Consider the following 16,446-nt stretch of genomic DNA (forward strand, 5'->3'; position numbering starts at 1 on the left):
CCCGCCCTTTGCAGGTTCCCTATGCACCGAAGGCTCTGTTTTGATTGTGTTGAATTTAAAACAAAAATGAGTCTCAGCAAATTGAAAGAATATGAGAAGGTGCGCCCTGGGGAATAAAGCCTTTCCCATGCTTTGCGAGGTTTGTACACCGAATTCTGTTTTGATTGTGCTGAATTTAAAACCAAAATGAGTCCCAGCAAATTGAAAGCATATGAGAAGGTGTGCTCTGGGGAATAAAGCCTTTCCCATGCTTTGCAAAGTTTGTACACTGAATTCTGTTTTGATTGTGCTGAATTTAAAACAAAAATGAGTCTCAGCAAATTGAAAGCATATGAGAAGGTGCGCCTTGGGGAATAAAGCCTTTACCATGCTTTGCGAGGCTTGTACACCGAATTCTGTTTTGATTAGGCACAATTTAAAACAAAAATAAGTCCCAGCAAATTGAAAGCATATGAGAAGGTGCGCCTTGGGGAATAAAGTCTTTTCCATGCTTTGCGAAGTTTGTACACTGAATTCTGTTTTGATTGTTCCCAATCTAAAATAAAAATGAGTCTCAGCAAATTGAGAGAATATGAGAAGGTGCGCCTTGGGGAATAAAGCCTTTACCATGCTTTGCAAAGCTTGTATATCGAAGGCCCTGTTTTGATTGCTCTTAATATCCACATATGGTACATTGTGTGCGTGATTTTTTATGGGCTGTACGGTGAGAGGGAATTCTGTTTTGAACAGAAAGCGGACGACAATCAGTATTGAAAAGGTATTGGAACCAAAGATATGGAATCGTTTGGCATAAAAATTCATTTGTACTTTTCTTAAAACCATTTTAAGGGAATGGATTATAATGAATGGATTTTTGAAAATGACTGGATTCCAATCGTGTTGTATCCATAGGCTTATCAATCGATGGTTCACAACTCATTTACAACAAATCTGAAAGATATAGGGATCTTTGAATCGAGAATTCTTGAGATTTTTATTTTTGGAATCCTTTTTTATGGTATGGATTGTTCGATGCCGTCTATGCCCAGAAGTTTTTACATAGGGCATGGGGGCGGATGGGACGTCGGAGAAAGATCGATAGAAAAAGGGAGACGCCGCGCGTTTACGCCGGAAAACGGGCGTCAATGGGAAGATGGGCCATTTGCTTGGGCTGTTTAAAGAAGGGAAGGAAATTCCCTCAGAATATGGGGGATGGCGACTACTTTTTACGCTAGATTGTGCAGAAAAAAAGGAGACTACGGATGGAGGGAGAGATTTTTTTGAGAGCGTTACTGATCAATGCAAGTCCTAAGAAGGATGGCAACACCGCGCGGCTGCTCGGCCTGGTGGCAGAAGCCTTTCTACAAAGAGGAATTGGGACAGAGATTCTATGTTTGGGGGAACAGCAGTATGCATTTTGCCGGGGATGCAGGAGTTGTTATCAGACGGCGGAATGTGTCCAACGGGATGATGTACAAGAGATTTTAAAAAGGATGAGCGAAGCAGACGTCATTGCGATCGCCTCCCCAGACTATTGGGGCGGAATCACCGGGCAGCTTAAAGCTTTTATCGACCGTTGTACCCCCTACAGCCCCGCTCATCAGCCGCATGCGGCCCTGCCGGCAGGGAAGAGGGGAATCAGTCTTGCCCTGAGCGCACGGGAGGACCCCCGCGAGTGCAAAGAAATATTGGCGCGGATTGACCGCTTTTTTGTTCGCATGGGGATTAAACCGATGGCGAATTATTATACATGCGGTGTTTTGACCGAGGACGATCTAAACCAAAATGAAGGAAAACTCGCAGAGGCGGCTTTTTTTGGCACAGAGATAGCCAAAGCGCTGGTAAAATAGAAAAGCCGCAAAGAAAATGAGCCATATCTCTTACGAATGGCAAATTTTCATCGGATACTTGAAAGGTTCTATTTTGATTGTTGGATTGCCAGTCTTTTGGAAGCTTGTATTGGCCCGTTTTTCTGGCTGTCCGAGGATAAAGACGGGGATGTCCAGGAATACAACCTTGAGACAGCTTTCTTTGGCAGAGAGATAGCCAAAGTGCTGGTAAAATAGAAAAGCCGCAAAGAAAATGAGCCATATCTCTTATGAATGGCAAATTTTCATCGGATACTTGAAAGGTTCTATTTTGATTGTTGGATTGCCAGTCTTTTGGAAGCTTGTATTGGCCCGTTTTCCTGTCTGTCCGGGGATAAAGACGGGGATGTCCAGGAATACAACCTTGAGACGGCCCTTCTTTGGCACAGAGATAGCCAAAGCGCTGGTAAAATAGAAAAACTGTAAAGAGAATCAACTATATATCTTACGAACTATAAAATTCTAAATGAATACTTGGAAGGCTCTATTTCGATGGCTGCATTACCTGTCTTTTAGATATGATTTGCCTGCTTCTTGGACGTCGGGAGAGAAAGATGAGGATATTCAGGAATCAATACAGCCTTGCAAGATACATAGGCTATTTAAATAGGACGCCTTTCTAAGGAGTGTATCGCTGAGGAAAGACCAGGTTTCGTACCAAAAAATTTTTGAGTTGCTCTGTCAAAGGAGTTTCAAAATAAAAATATGGTTCCTTATTTGCTTGGTATGGAATGATTCTCTGTGGAAGGCGCGGATTGAAAAAACGATGGTGTAGTGACGTTTCCCTGGGATTATAAAGAGAATCTTTCGGAATTAGGCGAAAAGCCACAGGAAAAACACTTTTTCGCGTACACATTCCAACAAAAACTTTCCCTCCCATATGGTATTCTTAAAGCACAGAAGGACAAGCCCCATACGCGGGTTTTCATAAATGTGCAGAAAGAAACCAGATGGGAGGTATTTTTATGGGCATCATGCAGGATAAACGGCGGGTGATTGAAATCCCGCTGGATGACATTTATCCAAATCCCGCCCAGCCGCGCCGGTCATTCCCAGAAAAGGAACTCCTGGAATTAAGCCGGAGTATCCGGCAAAATGGCCTGTTACAACCTCTGAGTGTACGCCGGACTAGAAATGGTTATGAATTGATTGCAGGAGAGCGGCGTTGGCGCGCCTGCCGCTTGGCAGGGCTGGACAGTGCAGCCTGTATTGTAAACTCATGTAGCGATAAACAGAGTGCAGTCCTCGCAATGACGGAGAATTTACAAAGGCAGGATCTGCAAATCTTTGAAGAAGCAGAGGGAATCCGGCGGTTGATCGAAGAATGGGGCGTTACACAGGAGGAAGCAGCGCTTCGCTTAGGAAAAAGCCAGTCCACTTTGGCGAATAAACTGCGCCTTTTGCGTTTAACGCAAGAAGAACGCAAAAAAATCAGCGAAAATGGGTTGACCGAACGCCATGCGCGCGCTTTACTGCGGCTGGAGGACATTGAATTGCGTGGAAAGGTGCTTGACGCCATCCTCGCACAGCATTTGAACGTACAGCAGACCGACCAATACATCGAACGGCTTCTCGCGGAAAAAGAGGACAAGCCCAAGAATAAGAAGCGGATCATTGTAAAAGATATTCGTATCTTCATGAACACCATCAGCCATGCGGTCAAAACCATGCAGCTCTCGGGTATTCAGGCAAAGACCATCCGGAATGAAACGGAAGAATACATCGAGTGCATTGTACGCATCCCAAAGACAGGACCGGTGGCAAACGCAGTAGCGCGGCCATCGGAGAGCCCGTCTGTAACGGTTGGGGTAGAACAGGCAGTTTCTGCCATAGATGTGGAAGAAAAAGTAGAGGACAAAACCGCCCCGCGTATTGCAGGGTGATTTTCCAAACGGGTCCCAAATAAGAAAGGGGACACGTCCCTTTTGGGGAAGTACAGATTGAAAAGGATTTTGTTGGGCGGTCTGAAATGGAAAAGACATAGCCCATAGAAAGCCGGCATGACAGCCTGGCGGCAGCCGGACGGCCAATCGGGCCGTTTGCGCTGCAAGCCCTGCGCAGAGGTTCTGCGCCCTTAAAACAGATTACAAGACTACTCCCATTTCCCTTATATTTTCCCTGTGAAAAGCCGCTGCGGCGCGTTGCGCTACAGCGGCTTTTTCCATTGCTGTTTTGAAATAGATGGCCGGACATGGGCGATTATTTACTGGCATAGCGATACAATCCATCTAAATTGAAAAAAGTATTGCTAATAATTTTAAATAGAATTATAATTGTTGTAGAATAATTTGAAAGTGAGCAATAATGAATTGCTTAATCTTGTGTAAGCAAGATGATAAGGGATTATTAAATAAAAATTCTGCAATCAATATTTTTAATAGGGACAGCTGCCGCAAAAGTCAGGGTATCCCTATCGCTATTAAACTAATTAATATTTTTAACAGGGACAGCCGTCCCAAAAGTTAGGGTATCCCTATCACTATTAAGCTAAGTAAAAAGTATAGTCAAACAATTCATTTTACGTTTATAACAACTTTAGAGGGGATATTTTATATCCTACATAACCGACAATTGTCTGTGGATTTTTTATGAATACAATTGATTCACGATTCAAACTTTTTGCAAAGTTTGCAAAAGGTTCGAACACAACTCCCAAGCACATTTCTGATGCTTATTTTTGATAATCCCCAATTTTATTCGTTTTCCTTTATGCTCAAGGCATTTCAAGTTTTTCAACATCCAATCGATCTTGCGTTATTAAATGCAGAGATGGAACGCGCTGTACAAGAGTATATGGATCAAGGGATTCTGCATATTACACGCAATCGATGCGAAAGTATAACGATCCCTATAAAAGAGATCGTATTTGTGGAAGTATATGACAGGCATATTTTGATTCATACAACAAAAGAAATTGTCCGTGCCAATGGGACTTTATCCCACTACTTGCAGGATTTACAAAATTATCGTTTTGTGCAGATGAATCAATCTGAGATAGTCAAGGTAGAGCATATAAAATCAATCCATAAAAATGAAATACGATTGGATGACATACAAGTGCTTTGGATGAGCAGAGATTATATGAAGAGCATGGATAAAAGGATATTGCATCATAGTCAAAATAAATGACCACATATACAGATATGATTGAAATTTTTTAATATAAGATTTAAATAGAAAGTATAATTGAATGATAGGGGATAGCCCCATGGAAAAGATGATTATGCAGCCTATTATGATAATGATAACAATGGTAAGGATGATCGTGGAAGAACCGTTTTAAACCCAGCAGGCATTTATTTAGGAACAGAGGTTGCAAAAGATTTGGGTTATAGTTCGTATGAGAGTGGATGGGTGGAGGTGACTTTTTCGGATATTCTTTAATTCTTTTTGCGCATGAAGAGGAAAAGATTAAAGATTCATGAAAAACCACACGAAGTTTTTTTATGTATCGTTGGGATTACTTGCATCCTTTTGGGGTGCTTGTTCATACCCGCCATACGGATGGACAAAGAAATGGTCTCCCTGCCGCCGGAGCAGATGGAATATTACGAATGGCTGCAAAATGAAGTCAATAACGGGCATCAGCCGTGGAGAATCGTCCCGGAACAGGTCGTTTCAGACTTTTTAATCAACCATCTGAACATAGAGGCAGGACCGAAGCCGCTCGCAAAGAAGGTACTGCGCAACGGGCTGGAATTTACCCTCTCGAACGAGGAAAACCATTTGTCCATTTTCCTATTTCAACCTGTGACAAAGGGGGATTTCGGAATATGGACGGTCGCCTATTATGTCGATCATACAACTGGCGAAACGCATTTTGTGGACTTGAGCCAGGATATACCCATAAAAATCCATCGTTGTATCCTGGGACATGTACGTCTATTTCAAGGCCATCTGCGAGGTAGGAAAGGAATTCTTTTTATGGAAGCGTTCCCTTTCTTCCAGTTGAACAGAATCAGCGGCTACATATACGATTCCTATTGAAATATTTTTAGAAATATTGTAGTGTCAAATTTATCCATACAAAAAACAAGCCTTTTTCCTGCATCCAGTCGGGATAGGCCCTAATTTATTCAGTTCCATGCACAAAAACGAGTTGAGAAGGGATCACCATGGAAGATTTACATAAGACAATCAAAGCGGTATGGACATTCGTTCCTTTACTATTTTATGGTGCAGCCTTTCTACTGATCTATTTGTTTTACCGGTGGGCGTTTCCCTTTTGGAGCATATGTTTGGGTCCTCTGTTTGTGGTCTTAATTGGACAATGGGTCAATCGCAGAAAATGCTGTTGTCCCTACTGCCACTCTACAAAGATACTGGACCGCTTTCATGCCAAAGGCAGCCAAGAGTTTTGCCCCCGGTGCAAACGTCTGATATATTACGATTGAGCGCCCCTTTTTCACACAATTTGCAGGAGCCCTTCCCGGATGTGGCCTTCAAACCCACCGGCAAGGGCTTCTTTGTAGAGGACTGGACTTTAAACGTTTCATACCATTTTTCATGAGGATTTTAAGTGGGAATGATTGCGTTCTACTTCTAAAAGCCCCCAGCCTGTAGTTTAGACCGTACCAAGGACAAAGCGCTGTGCGCTACACAAAGATCGTCTGCCCGTTTCAGCCGGTCAAATGGAAGGCAAAGCGAAATGTTTCATATCACTTTCCATCCTGTTTGCCGGCTGTTCCCCATTTAAAAAGCCTGTTTCACGTGAAACAGGCTTTTTTCAAACAGAACTACTTTTCCTTCCAGCTCTTCCGTGCTATAATAGAAACGTTCATGAGAATAAACGATATGGAAAGAAAACAGATTGCCATATCCTTTTGTTTTTGGGATGAATTGTACTCGGACTAAGCAAAGAGAGTGGCAATTTTTTGAGAAACGGGGGCGGACGATGGGAAAGATCATAGCCATTGCAAATCAGAAAGGCGGCGTGGGAAAGACCACCACAGCGGTCAACCTTTCGTCGGCGCTCGGCGCGAAGGGGAAGAAGACACTGTTGGTGGACATCGACCCACAGGGGAATTCGTCCAGCGGGGTCGGCGTGGACCGCCGGAAGCTGAAAAATACTATGTATGAGGTATTGATTGGGGAAACCCCGGCAAAGGATGCGCGCATCCATACGGAGTTTGCAAATCTCGATCTGCTGCCCTCCAGCATGGACTTGGCCGGCGCCGAATTGGAACTGATTGAGATGGAACATCGCGAGGCTATTTTAAAAAATGCCATTGTCCCTCTGCGTGCGGAATACGATTTTATTCTGATCGATTGTCCGCCGTCCCTTGGGATTATCACCACCAATGCGCTCTGCGTGGCGGACACCCTTCTAGTGCCTATCCAGTGCGAATATTACGCGTTGGAGGGGCTGTCCCAGCTGATGAATTCCGTCCGGCGCGTCAAGCGCCAATACAACGAACAGCTGGACATTGAAGGCGTTTTGCTGACAATGTACGACGGCCGTTTGAACCTGACGCAGCAGGTGGTGGAAGAGGTAAAAAAATATTTTCCGCGGAAGGTATTTGCTACGGTCATCCCGCGCACCGTGCGTCTCTCCGAGGCGCCCAGTTTTGGACGGCCGATCGGCTATTTCGATCACAGCAGCAAGGGCGCGTACGCATACGATGCATTGGCGGACGAGGTGTTGAGAAAGGCGTCGCGTTGAACGGCGCACAAATAACAGGCAACAGGGGGTGAAACGCAGATTATGGCGGGAAAAAAGAAAGGCGGACTCGGAAAGGGACTGGATGCCATCTTTGCCGAAAATGATATGGAAGACGCAAACGCTACCGTAACGCTGAAGATCAGTGAGATAGAGCCGAACCGCAGCCAGCCGCGCAAAGAATTTAAGGATGAGGCCTTAGCTGAGTTGGCGGATTCCATTGTCCAGCATGGCGTATTGCAGCCGCTTTTGGTACGTCCTCTTCTGGGGGGAGGATACCAGATTGTCGCAGGTGAACGGCGCTGGCGTGCAGCGCGCATGGCGGGAGTCTCCGAGGTGCCAGTGGTCATCCGCGATATGAGCGACCATGAGGTCATGGAACTCGCTCTGATCGAAAACTTACAGAGGGAGGACCTGACGCCGCTGGAAGAGGCACAAGGGTATCAGTCCCTGATCGATCAGTACGGCATGACACAGGAGGAAATCGCCCGAACGGTTGGAAAATCCCGGCCGGCTGTTGCAAATGCCCTGCGCCTTTTGCATCTTCCAGAGGACCTTCAAGAGCTGGTCGCCGCGGGAAAGCTTTCGGCAGGTCATGCGCGGACGCTTCTCGGGTTCCAAGAGGTAGACGATATGCGGCGGGCTGCGCAACTGGTGGTTGAGCAAGGTATATCGGTGCGCGAGCTGGAAAAGCTTGTAAACAAGGCCAATGGCAAGGAAGAAAAAAAGCCCCCGCGCAAAAGTGGGAGGATTCACTATTTTGACGAGGTGGAGCTGGCCCTCAATGAACATTTAGGGCGGAAGGTCCGCGTCAGTGGCACCAAAAAACGCGGGACTCTCCAGATTGAATTCTATGGGGAGGACGACTTGGCGGGATTGATGCGGTTATTCGATTCAGAAAGCAATTGAGTGTTTCACATGAAACATCCCATATAATCACATATAGAAGACAAAGGAGCAACGAACATGTTGGATTTGAAATTGATCCGGACAGAACCGGATAAGGTGAAAGCGGCCATTCATAAAAGAGAAATGAATTTGGATGACTCAATTGACGCAATCTTGAAGATCGACGTCGAGCGCCGTGCGGTTACTGGAAAGGTGGAGGCGAAAAAGGCAGAGCAGAATGCGGCTTCCAAGCAGATTCCGGCGATGAAAAAGGCCGGACAGGACACCACGGAATTGATGGCGCAGATGAAAGTTCTATCCGCAGAGATCAAGGAATACGATGCAGAGCTGGGCGAGTTGGAAGAAAAGCAAAAAGAACTCATGCTTTCCTTGCCGAACCTGCCGGATGAAGATGTTGTTGCCGGCGGTAAGGAGCAAAATGTCCCGCTCCATTATTTTAAAGAGAAACCGGTCTTTGACTTCCCCATGAAGAACCATGTGGACCTCTGTGAGGCGCATGGGATGATTGATTACCAGCGCGGCGCCAAGATTGCAGGCAATGGCGCTTGGCTGTATCGCGGTTGGGGCGCCCGTATGGAATGGGCGCTGCTCAATTTCTTTGTCAACGAGCATTTGGGTGACGGCTATGAGCTGGTTCTGCCGCCGCACATGTTGAATTATGAATGTGGTTATGTCGCCGGGCAGTTCCCGAAGTTTGTGGAAGAGGACTATTGGATCGCCAATCCTACCAGCGCAGACCGCAAATTTATGTTGCCGACTGCGGAGACAGCGCTGGTTAATCTGCACCGGGAGGAAGTCCTCACTTTGGACGAGCTACCCCGCAAGTATATCGCCTATACTCCGTGTTATCGCCGCGAAGCGGGTTCCTATCGCGCGGAAGAGCGTGGTATGATCCGCGGCCATCAGTTTAATAAAGTGGAAATGGTTCAATATACAACGCCCGAAGGCTCCGATGCGGCATTTGAAGAAATGGTTGGCAAGGCAGAGCGCCTTGTACAGGAATTGGGGCTTCATTACCGCCTGAGCAAACTTGCCGCAGGCGATTGTTCCTTCTCCATGGCGCGCACCTATGACATTGAGGTCTGGATCCCCAGCATGGGAATCTACAAAGAGGTCAGTTCCGCATCCAATGCGCGCGATTATCAAGCGCGCCGCGGGAATATGAAGTATCGCGGGGAGGATGGAAAACTGCATTTTGTCAATACTCTGAATGCATCCGGATTAGCAACCAGCCGCGTGATGCCGGCCATCGTCGAACAGTATCAGAACGCGGACGGTAGTATCACCGTGCCGGAAGTCTTGCGTCCGTATATGGGTATTGACGTGATTCGATAAGTCTTTGTCCCATACGGCTTTGTACGAACGATTCGAGCGGTTGCCTTCCCGTAAAATGTGATACTTGGTAGGAAATCGTTCTTGAACATCGGGAAGAGGGACGGATACAATCCCCGGCACTGGTTTAAGTGTCCGGGGGATTGCAATTCTTTTACAAGAGAACAGGAAAAGGAGGAGTTGGATGGTTACCATCGAAGAATATAGCCGTACCGTACAAGTGGCGAGCTATGAGGTAGGGGCGAATGCAAAAATAAAACTGAGTGTGCTGTTACGGATGGCGCAGGAGACCAGTGAACAGCACCTGGGCGCGCTTGGCATTGGATATGAGCGCTTAAAAGCGGACGGGATCGTTTTTTTGTTTACGAATTACAGTGTATCAATCAAGCGTATGCCGGTCCACAATGATATTTTGACCATCAAAACCCATCCATGCGGCACAGCCGGGGTACAGTTTTATCGGGATTTTGTGTTTTATGCCGATGGAGAGGAAATTGTCCGCATTATGCAGACGTCGGTTTCCGCAGATCCGGAGACCCATAAGATCCTCCGCCCCAAGGTATTTTTGGCGTACAATATTTTTAAGGGTGGAAAGGTGGACTCCGAGGACCGGGTGGAACGCCTGGTACTGCCGGAAAATCTTCCGCTTTTGGGAGAACGCCCCATTTACTATTCCGATTTGGATTTTAACTGCCATCTAAACAACGCCGTTTATGGAGATATTCTGATGGATTTCTTGCCTTCGGAGATGCGCCAACAAAGCATGAAACACATTCATATCAGTTATGTCAGTGAAAGTAAACTGGGGGAGACGCTCAAGATCTATGGAGGGCATATAAAAGAAAATGGAGATTTTGTCCTGTATGGCGATCATGAACGTGGATTGAGTTTCTCAGCAAAGGTACAATTGCATGAAAAGAACTGGCTCTGAAATAGCAGAGCCAGTTCTTTTTTGTTGTATCTCGAAAATCCCCGGCCGTGCTGAGGAGTTCAAACAAGCTTTAGTTGCATAGGAATAAGACTTTTTTTGATACAATAGGAATGCGGTCTGCCAACTGCACAGAAGTATCAAAGGGAGGACAAAAGGTATGAAGCCAACTGACAACGGAATAGTCTCGCACAAACGAATTGGAACTGCAAGTACCATATTGTTTTGTCTATAGGAATCGAAACAAATCTGTTCCGTAAATTTATCAAAAAGAAAAATCCTGTTCCATAGGACCTTTCCTTATCGTGAAATATGGAATTCAGAACAGTATAGCATTGTCCTAAAGGACTAGAGGAAAATATTGTATAAGAAAACTGTGTAAGAAATAGAAATACTACTGAGAGAGTTATACAACGGGAAATGGGTAACAATTGTAGAGACAGAAGTATACCCGTACCATTGCATATGCTGGCAGGAATACCGTCGAAGATGAGTGTATCCAGTTTGTGAGCTTTCTCCAAGGAAAGGTAATCTGATTATTTTCAACAGGCATGTCGGTTCGCCATATTTGCCTGTATATAGGCAAATATATGCAATAATTATCTGGACAATCTGCGCTTACTTATCTTTGTAGGCAATTTCAGCTGACTGTCATGCTCATCCCAAATACAAATAGGACAAAGTGTAACAGTGATAGGGATATTTACAATTTATTTGTGGCAGTTATTCGATATATCTATACCACAAATAAGCAAATGAATATTTTTATAGGGACAGTCGCCGCAAGAATCAGGGTATCCCTATCGCTATTAAGCTAACCGGAAGTTTTGCGCTGCGGGTGTTACGTTGATACAGCGAGTAAGAATGCGAAAAGAATTGCGGAATAGATCCACAACCAACTGAAAGAGGATTCGATTTCGGATCGGATGCTACCCAAAGATTACCTAGACCCGTTTACGGGTAGCAAGTAACCATCTTTCGCATGTGGCAGACCGTACCAACACCTTGAGGCGTGACTAGTATCATAGGGCTTTGCCCGCTTCTGTAAAACCAATAGCAAAGCTGGTGGGGGTCTATTCAAAGGGCTTCCGCTTGTTTTTGTAGGATGGCAAACCATACTGGATTTTTGTTCTTCATTCGATGGTGAACGCTTCATACCACTTTCCATCAGGATTTTAAGTGGAAATGATTGCGTTCCACTTCTAAAAGCCCTTCCAACCTGTAGTTTTGACAGCACTGCGGACATAGCACAATGCGCTACATAGAAATCGTTCGCCCGTTTCAGCTGGTCAAATGGAATGGGAGGCTGAACGTTTGATACTACTTTCCATCAGGATTTTAAGTGGAAATGATTGCACTTCACTTCTAAAAGCCCCTCGGCACGTAGTTTAGACAGCACTGCGGACATAGCACAATGCACTACATAGAAATCGTTCGCCCGTTTCAGCCGGTCAAATGGAATGGGAAGCTAAACGTTTCATACCACTTCCCACGAGGATTTTAAGTGGAAATGATTGTGTTCTACCTCTAAGAGTCCCTCAGCGCATAATTTTGACAGCATTGCGACAGAGCACAGCGCGCTAAATAGAAATCGTTCGCCCGTTTCAGCTGGTCAAATGGAATGGAAAGCTAAACGTTTCATACCACTTTCCATGAGGATTTTAAATGGAAATGATTGCGTTTTACTTTCCAAATCCCTTCCAACCTGTAGTTTTGACAGCACTGCGGACATAGCACAATGCACTACATAGAAATCGTTCGCCCGTTTCAGCTGGTCAAATGGAATGGGAGGCTGAACGTTTGATACTACTTTCCATCAGGATTTTAAGTGGAAATGATTGCACTCCACTTCTAAAATCCCCTCGGCACGTAGTTTAGACAGCACTGCGACAGAGCACAGTGCGCTATATAGAGATCGTCCGCCCGTTTCAGCCGGTCAAATGGAATGGGAAGCTAAACGTTTCATACCACTTCCCACGAGGATTTTAAGTAGAAATGATTGCGCTCCACTTCTAAAAGCCCCTCAGCGCGTAATTTTGACAGCACTGCGGACATGGCACTGCGCTCCACGCAGAGATAGTCCGCCAATTCCTGCCGGTCAAATGGAATATAGAAATCTGCGCTATCGTGTAAGGTCGCTTGTTCCGAAAGGTAGGAGAGCAGTTTTTCGCGCGTGCTGCGCTTGGAGAGATGACCCAGGCGGCGGTTTAGCATCAGATTTTTGTCCGCAACGACGGCAAGCATGTTTTCTACCAGTTTTTGATGAAAACTACAGCCCGAAGGACAGGCATGTAGAATCTTTCGATAATCCATCAACAGGACGACGCTTTCAGTGATCGCCAAAACGGTGACTGGAAGCGTTTTGTGTTCTCCCGAGGCGCACGCAAAGGCTTCGGCAAATAGATCGCCGGGGCCAAGTGCGGTCAAAATGGTTCGGTTTCCAGAAAACTCCTCGCGGATGACCTGCGCCTGCCCTTCCAATACGATGCCGACGCAATCAGCGACTTGTCCAGCCAATAGAATAACCGAATCCGCTGAAAAGCGTTGTTCTCGCGCACGCAGACAGTCCAACATGATCTCGCGTTCTTGATCAGTAATTCCCCGAAACAGGGGGATCGTACGAAAGAGTTCCTGATATTTTTTCATATTTTCCTCCTGTTGTTGGATTTCCAACATACATATTTTCTTCAGTATAGTAGGATGAGGGCACAAAAGCAAGAGAAACCGGATAAAGATTCCTAGAAAATGAGTGAAACCGGAATTCACTGGGAGGAAATTTGGAATGAAACGGAAAATAATTAAAATCGATGAGGTTAAATGCGATGGCTGCGGACTGTGTGCAGAAGCATGTCACGAAGGTGCTATCGGGATAGTGAATGGAAAGGCCAAGCTACTCCGTGAGGATTACTGCGATGGCCTGGGAGATTGTTTGCCGGCTTGTCCGACAGGAGCAATTTCCTTTGAGGAACGGGAAGCTCCCGCCTATAATCAGGCAGCCGTAGAAGCGGCGAAAATGGCAAAAGCGGCCAATCTTCCATGTGGTTGTCCGGGAAGTCAGGCGAAACGGATTCAAAGAACGGTTCCGGCAACAAAAGAACCGATTGAGGGATTGCCAAGTGAATTGATCCAATGGCCGGTACAGATAAAATTGGTCCCGGTGAATGCGCCGTACCTGGACGGAGCGAGTTTGTTGATTGCTGCCGACTGTACGGCCTATGCCTGCGGGGATTTTCACCGCGAGTTTATGCGCGGCCGCGTGACTCTGATCGGTTGTCCAAAATTGGACGAAGGGGATTATGCGGAAAAGCTGACAGAGATTCTCCGGCAAAACGATATTCAAAGTGTAACGGTCGTCCGCATGGAGGTACCTTGCTGTGGCGGGATTGAACAGGCGGTGAAGCGCGCCTTGCAGCAGAGCGGAAAGCTGATTCCCTGGCAGGTGGTCGTTCTCTCTACCAGCGGTTCTATTTTATCGAGGTAAACCCTGCGTACCTGTAAACGCAAGGGTTTCAGCTAAAAATACGATTGAAAACAGCGGAAGATGATGGAGGGATTGCTATGAATCCAAAAATGTTTTGTTATCAATGTGAACAAACAGCCGGTTGTTCTGGATGTACGGGTGCGCGAGGGGTCTGCGGAAAAGATGCCCATGTAGCGGCACTGCAGGACCAACTGACTGGCGCACTCATTGGTTTGGCGCGTGCTTCCGATGGCCATGAGGTGACAGAGTCCACCCACCGGGTAATGCTTGAAGGCCTATTCACTACGATTACAAATGTTTGCTTTGACGCGCAAGTTGTGCAACGCCAGATAGATGCTGTCCATGCAGAAAAGGAGTCGTTGCTTCCGGGATGTAGCGGTTGCGCTTCCCCTTGTTCCCACAATGCAGATTACGACATGGAACAACTTTGGAACGAGCCGGATGTGGACATCAGGTCCCTCAAGTCGCTTCTACTCTTTGGCCTTCGCGGTATGGCTGCTTACGCTTACCATGCCCGTGTTCTCGGCTACACGGACGAGGAAGTAAATAACTTCTTCTATCGCGGGCTGTTTGCCGTCGGGGAGGATGCGGATATGGAATACCTCCTGCCATTGGTGCTGGAGGCTGGACGCGTCAATCTGAAATGCATGGAATTGTTGGATCGGGCAAATACAGAGACTTACGGAACACCACAACCCACCACGGTTCCATTGACCATCGAGAAGGGACCATTTATTGTTGTATCCGGCCATGATTTGTTTGATTTGCATGCACTGCTGGAACAGACAAAGGGGAGAGGGATTAACATTTATACGCATGGCGAGATGTTGCCCGCACATGCCTATCCGAAACTCAAAGCCTACCCACACTTGAAAGGAAATTTTGGAACCGCTTGGCAGAACCAACAGAAAGAATTTCAAGATATTCCGGCTCCGGTTCTGTTTACGACCAACTGCCTGATGCCGCCCAGAGCGAACTATGCTGACCGTATATTTACTACAGAAGTGGTGGCTTATCCGGAAATGGTACACATCGGGGAAGAGCGCGATTTTACCCCTGTGATTGAAAAAGCCCTGGAATTGGGAGGATATTCAGAGGAACATCCGATGACTGGAATCAATGGGGGGACACAAGTCACAACCGGATTTGGCCATGGAACGATCCTGTCCGTGGCAGATCGGGTGGTCGAGGCCGTTAAGGCGGGCGCTATCCGGCACTTTTATTTGGTTGGCGGCTGTGATGGAGCGCGTCCAGGCCGAAATGCCTATACAGAGTTTGTCAAAAATACACCCAAAGATACCGTTATTTTGACGTTGGCCTGCGGGAAGTACCGGTTTAACGATCTGGACCTGGGGGAGATCGGCGGTTTACCGCGGTTGATGGATATGGGCCAGTGTAACGATGCGTTTGGAGCCATCAAGGTTGCTACCGCACTGGCAGAAGCCTTTGGATGTGGAGTAAACGATCTTCCTTTGACTTTGGTGCTCTCGTGGTATGAACAGAAAGCGGTATGTATTTTGTTGTCCCTGCTCTATTTGGGAATTCAGAACATCCATATCGGTCCGACGCTTCCGGCATTTATTTCGCCCAACGTGCTGAACCTTCTATCCGAAAAGTTCCATCTGACCCCCTGTGGAGAGCAGGAACTTCGGAATTGGGATCAGCTGGACTGTAAGATCGGTCAATAAAAGACCGATGTCCCCTTATTGCCTTACTGCGGTGAAAAAAATCGAACATCTCAAATGCCCGTGGGTGGAATGTATTTTTCCGGCCCATGGGCATTTGCCTGTTTACTTGCATCAAAACATGTACGGATATCAGTGGAACGCGGGGAACCATTCTGTATCTAAGGAAACGGTACTCCACTTTTACTTTTTTCGATACATGCCATTGAAAATGCAGCGATACAGTGGCCGTACGATGGTCCCCTTGAAGTACGATACCTGACCTTGGCTGGAAAAGGTCAAGTAGAGCGAAGGTCCTTAAAACTTGAAAGGGGTTCATACAATATCAGAAACCGAAAGGATTGCTGCTTGTAGCGTAGTATATATCCCAGGGTGTTCCGTATGTTTCAGCAACATGGTGACAATCAGACAGCCCAAACCATCCGGGTGGCAATTCTCCAAAGTCCCTGACACAATCCCCATCCGTAAATCTGTTTCACATTTGCTGAACAGGAGCAAGATGGCCCATAGGGATGAAGAATCAAACAAATGGTTTCTATGCACTCAATAAAACCCAATATATAAAATTAGGAATTCTATGTTGACAAAGAAAGGGCAATACGTTA

Annotated in this window: 13 protein-coding genes; 10 read left to right on the forward strand and 3 right to left on the reverse strand. The window is 46.4% G+C overall.

Going from position 1 to position 16,446, the window contains the following annotated elements; all coding sequences use genetic code 11:
* Positions 1-1,259 precede the first annotated feature (1,259 nt).
* The 4 genes from ACGCCZ_RS00395 (at position 1,260) to ACGCCZ_RS00410 (ending at position 5,834) form a co-directional block, all read left to right on the forward strand.
* Positions 1,260-1,829, forward strand: coding sequence for a flavodoxin family protein (locus ACGCCZ_RS00395; protein WP_054324661.1), 570 nt, complete (start codon positions 1,260-1,262; stop codon positions 1,827-1,829).
* A gap of 983 nt (positions 1,830-2,812) precedes the next feature.
* A complete protein-coding gene (locus tag ACGCCZ_RS00400) occupies positions 2,813-3,730 on the forward strand; it encodes a ParB/RepB/Spo0J family partition protein (RefSeq protein WP_411655019.1) in 918 nt (305 codons plus the stop codon).
* Between the two features lie 784 nt (positions 3,731-4,514).
* Entirely contained in the window at positions 4,515-4,976 is a 462-nt protein-coding gene (locus ACGCCZ_RS00405) for a LytTR family transcriptional regulator DNA-binding domain-containing protein (RefSeq protein ID WP_411655020.1), read from the forward strand.
* Between the two features lie 375 nt (positions 4,977-5,351).
* Complete coding sequence (locus tag ACGCCZ_RS00410; RefSeq protein WP_411655021.1) at positions 5,352-5,834, forward strand: hypothetical protein; 483 nt, start codon at positions 5,352-5,354, stop codon at positions 5,832-5,834.
* Between the two features lie 272 nt (positions 5,835-6,106).
* On the opposite strand, the gene ACGCCZ_RS00415 is transcribed toward ACGCCZ_RS00410, so the two are convergent.
* Positions 6,107-6,256: a hypothetical protein gene (locus tag ACGCCZ_RS00415; protein WP_411655022.1), complete on the reverse strand. Its 150-nt coding sequence runs from the start codon at positions 6,254-6,256 to the stop codon at positions 6,107-6,109.
* A gap of 485 nt (positions 6,257-6,741) precedes the next feature.
* Here ACGCCZ_RS00415 and ACGCCZ_RS00420 point away from each other — a divergent pair, with 485 nt between their 5' ends.
* The 4 genes from ACGCCZ_RS00420 (at position 6,742) to ACGCCZ_RS00435 (ending at position 10,678) form a co-directional block, all read left to right on the forward strand.
* Positions 6,742-7,509 (forward strand): ParA family protein, encoded by a 768-nt coding sequence (locus ACGCCZ_RS00420; protein WP_411655023.1) that lies wholly within the window; start codon positions 6,742-6,744, stop codon positions 7,507-7,509.
* Between the two features lie 42 nt (positions 7,510-7,551).
* Positions 7,552-8,415 carry a ParB/RepB/Spo0J family partition protein gene (locus ACGCCZ_RS00425; RefSeq protein WP_085530991.1) on the forward strand — a complete coding sequence of 288 codons (864 nt, stop codon included), beginning with the start codon at positions 7,552-7,554 and terminating at the stop codon, positions 8,413-8,415.
* Between the two features lie 57 nt (positions 8,416-8,472).
* Positions 8,473-9,750 (forward strand): serine--tRNA ligase, encoded by a 1,278-nt coding sequence (gene serS / locus ACGCCZ_RS00430; RefSeq protein WP_085530989.1) that lies wholly within the window; start codon positions 8,473-8,475, stop codon positions 9,748-9,750.
* 181 nt (positions 9,751-9,931) lie between these two features.
* Positions 9,932-10,678, forward strand: a complete 747-nt coding sequence (locus ACGCCZ_RS00435) for an acyl-[acyl-carrier-protein] thioesterase (protein ID WP_411655024.1) — start codon at positions 9,932-9,934, stop codon at positions 10,676-10,678.
* Between the two features lie 1,959 nt (positions 10,679-12,637).
* On the opposite strand, the gene ACGCCZ_RS00440 is transcribed toward ACGCCZ_RS00435, so the two are convergent.
* Positions 12,638-13,321 (reverse strand): Crp/Fnr family transcriptional regulator, encoded by a 684-nt coding sequence (locus ACGCCZ_RS00440; protein ID WP_411655025.1) that lies wholly within the window; start codon positions 13,319-13,321, stop codon positions 12,638-12,640.
* 136 nt (positions 13,322-13,457) lie between these two features.
* Between ACGCCZ_RS00440 and ACGCCZ_RS00445 the strand changes: the two genes are divergently transcribed.
* Positions 13,458-14,156, forward strand: coding sequence for an ATP-binding protein (locus ACGCCZ_RS00445; protein ID WP_054324672.1), 699 nt, complete (start codon positions 13,458-13,460; stop codon positions 14,154-14,156).
* Positions 14,157-14,233: 77 nt separating this feature from the next.
* A complete protein-coding gene (gene hcp / locus ACGCCZ_RS00450) occupies positions 14,234-15,844 on the forward strand; it encodes a hydroxylamine reductase (protein WP_175055211.1) in 1,611 nt (536 codons plus the stop codon).
* Between the two features lie 312 nt (positions 15,845-16,156).
* Here the strand turns inward: hcp and ACGCCZ_RS00455 are convergent, their stop codons facing one another.
* Positions 16,157-16,294, reverse strand: coding sequence for a hypothetical protein (locus ACGCCZ_RS00455; protein WP_411655027.1), 138 nt, complete (start codon positions 16,292-16,294; stop codon positions 16,157-16,159).
* Positions 16,295-16,446: the final 152 nt, after the last annotated feature.

Origin of the sequence: Anaeromassilibacillus sp. SJQ-1 (genome assembly GCF_046693725.1) — a bacterium.
GTDB lineage: Bacteria > Bacillota > Clostridia > Oscillospirales > Acutalibacteraceae > Anaeromassilibacillus.

What these genes read in the sequence shown, in the direction of transcription:
- ACGCCZ_RS00400 (WP_411655019.1), top strand. Translation starts at nt 2,813, where the DNA reads ATGGGCATCATGCAGGATAAACGGCGGGTGATTGAAATCCCGCTGGAT.
- ACGCCZ_RS00405 (WP_411655020.1), top strand. Translation starts at nt 4,515, where the DNA reads ATGCTTATTTTTGATAATCCCCAATTTTATTCGTTTTCCTTTATGCTC.
- ACGCCZ_RS00410 (WP_411655021.1), top strand. Translation starts at nt 5,352, where the DNA reads ATGGACAAAGAAATGGTCTCCCTGCCGCCGGAGCAGATGGAATATTAC.
- ACGCCZ_RS00420 (WP_411655023.1), top strand. Translation starts at nt 6,742, where the DNA reads ATGGGAAAGATCATAGCCATTGCAAATCAGAAAGGCGGCGTGGGAAAG.
- ACGCCZ_RS00425 (WP_085530991.1), top strand. Translation starts at nt 7,552, where the DNA reads ATGGCGGGAAAAAAGAAAGGCGGACTCGGAAAGGGACTGGATGCCATC.
- serS (WP_085530989.1), top strand. Translation starts at nt 8,473, where the DNA reads ATGTTGGATTTGAAATTGATCCGGACAGAACCGGATAAGGTGAAAGCG.
- ACGCCZ_RS00435 (WP_411655024.1), top strand. Translation starts at nt 9,932, where the DNA reads ATGGTTACCATCGAAGAATATAGCCGTACCGTACAAGTGGCGAGCTAT.
- ACGCCZ_RS00440 (WP_411655025.1), bottom strand. Translation starts at nt 13,321, where the DNA reads ATGAAAAAATATCAGGAACTCTTTCGTACGATCCCCCTGTTTCGGGGA.
- ACGCCZ_RS00445 (WP_054324672.1), top strand. Translation starts at nt 13,458, where the DNA reads ATGAAACGGAAAATAATTAAAATCGATGAGGTTAAATGCGATGGCTGC.
- hcp (WP_175055211.1), top strand. Translation starts at nt 14,234, where the DNA reads ATGAATCCAAAAATGTTTTGTTATCAATGTGAACAAACAGCCGGTTGT.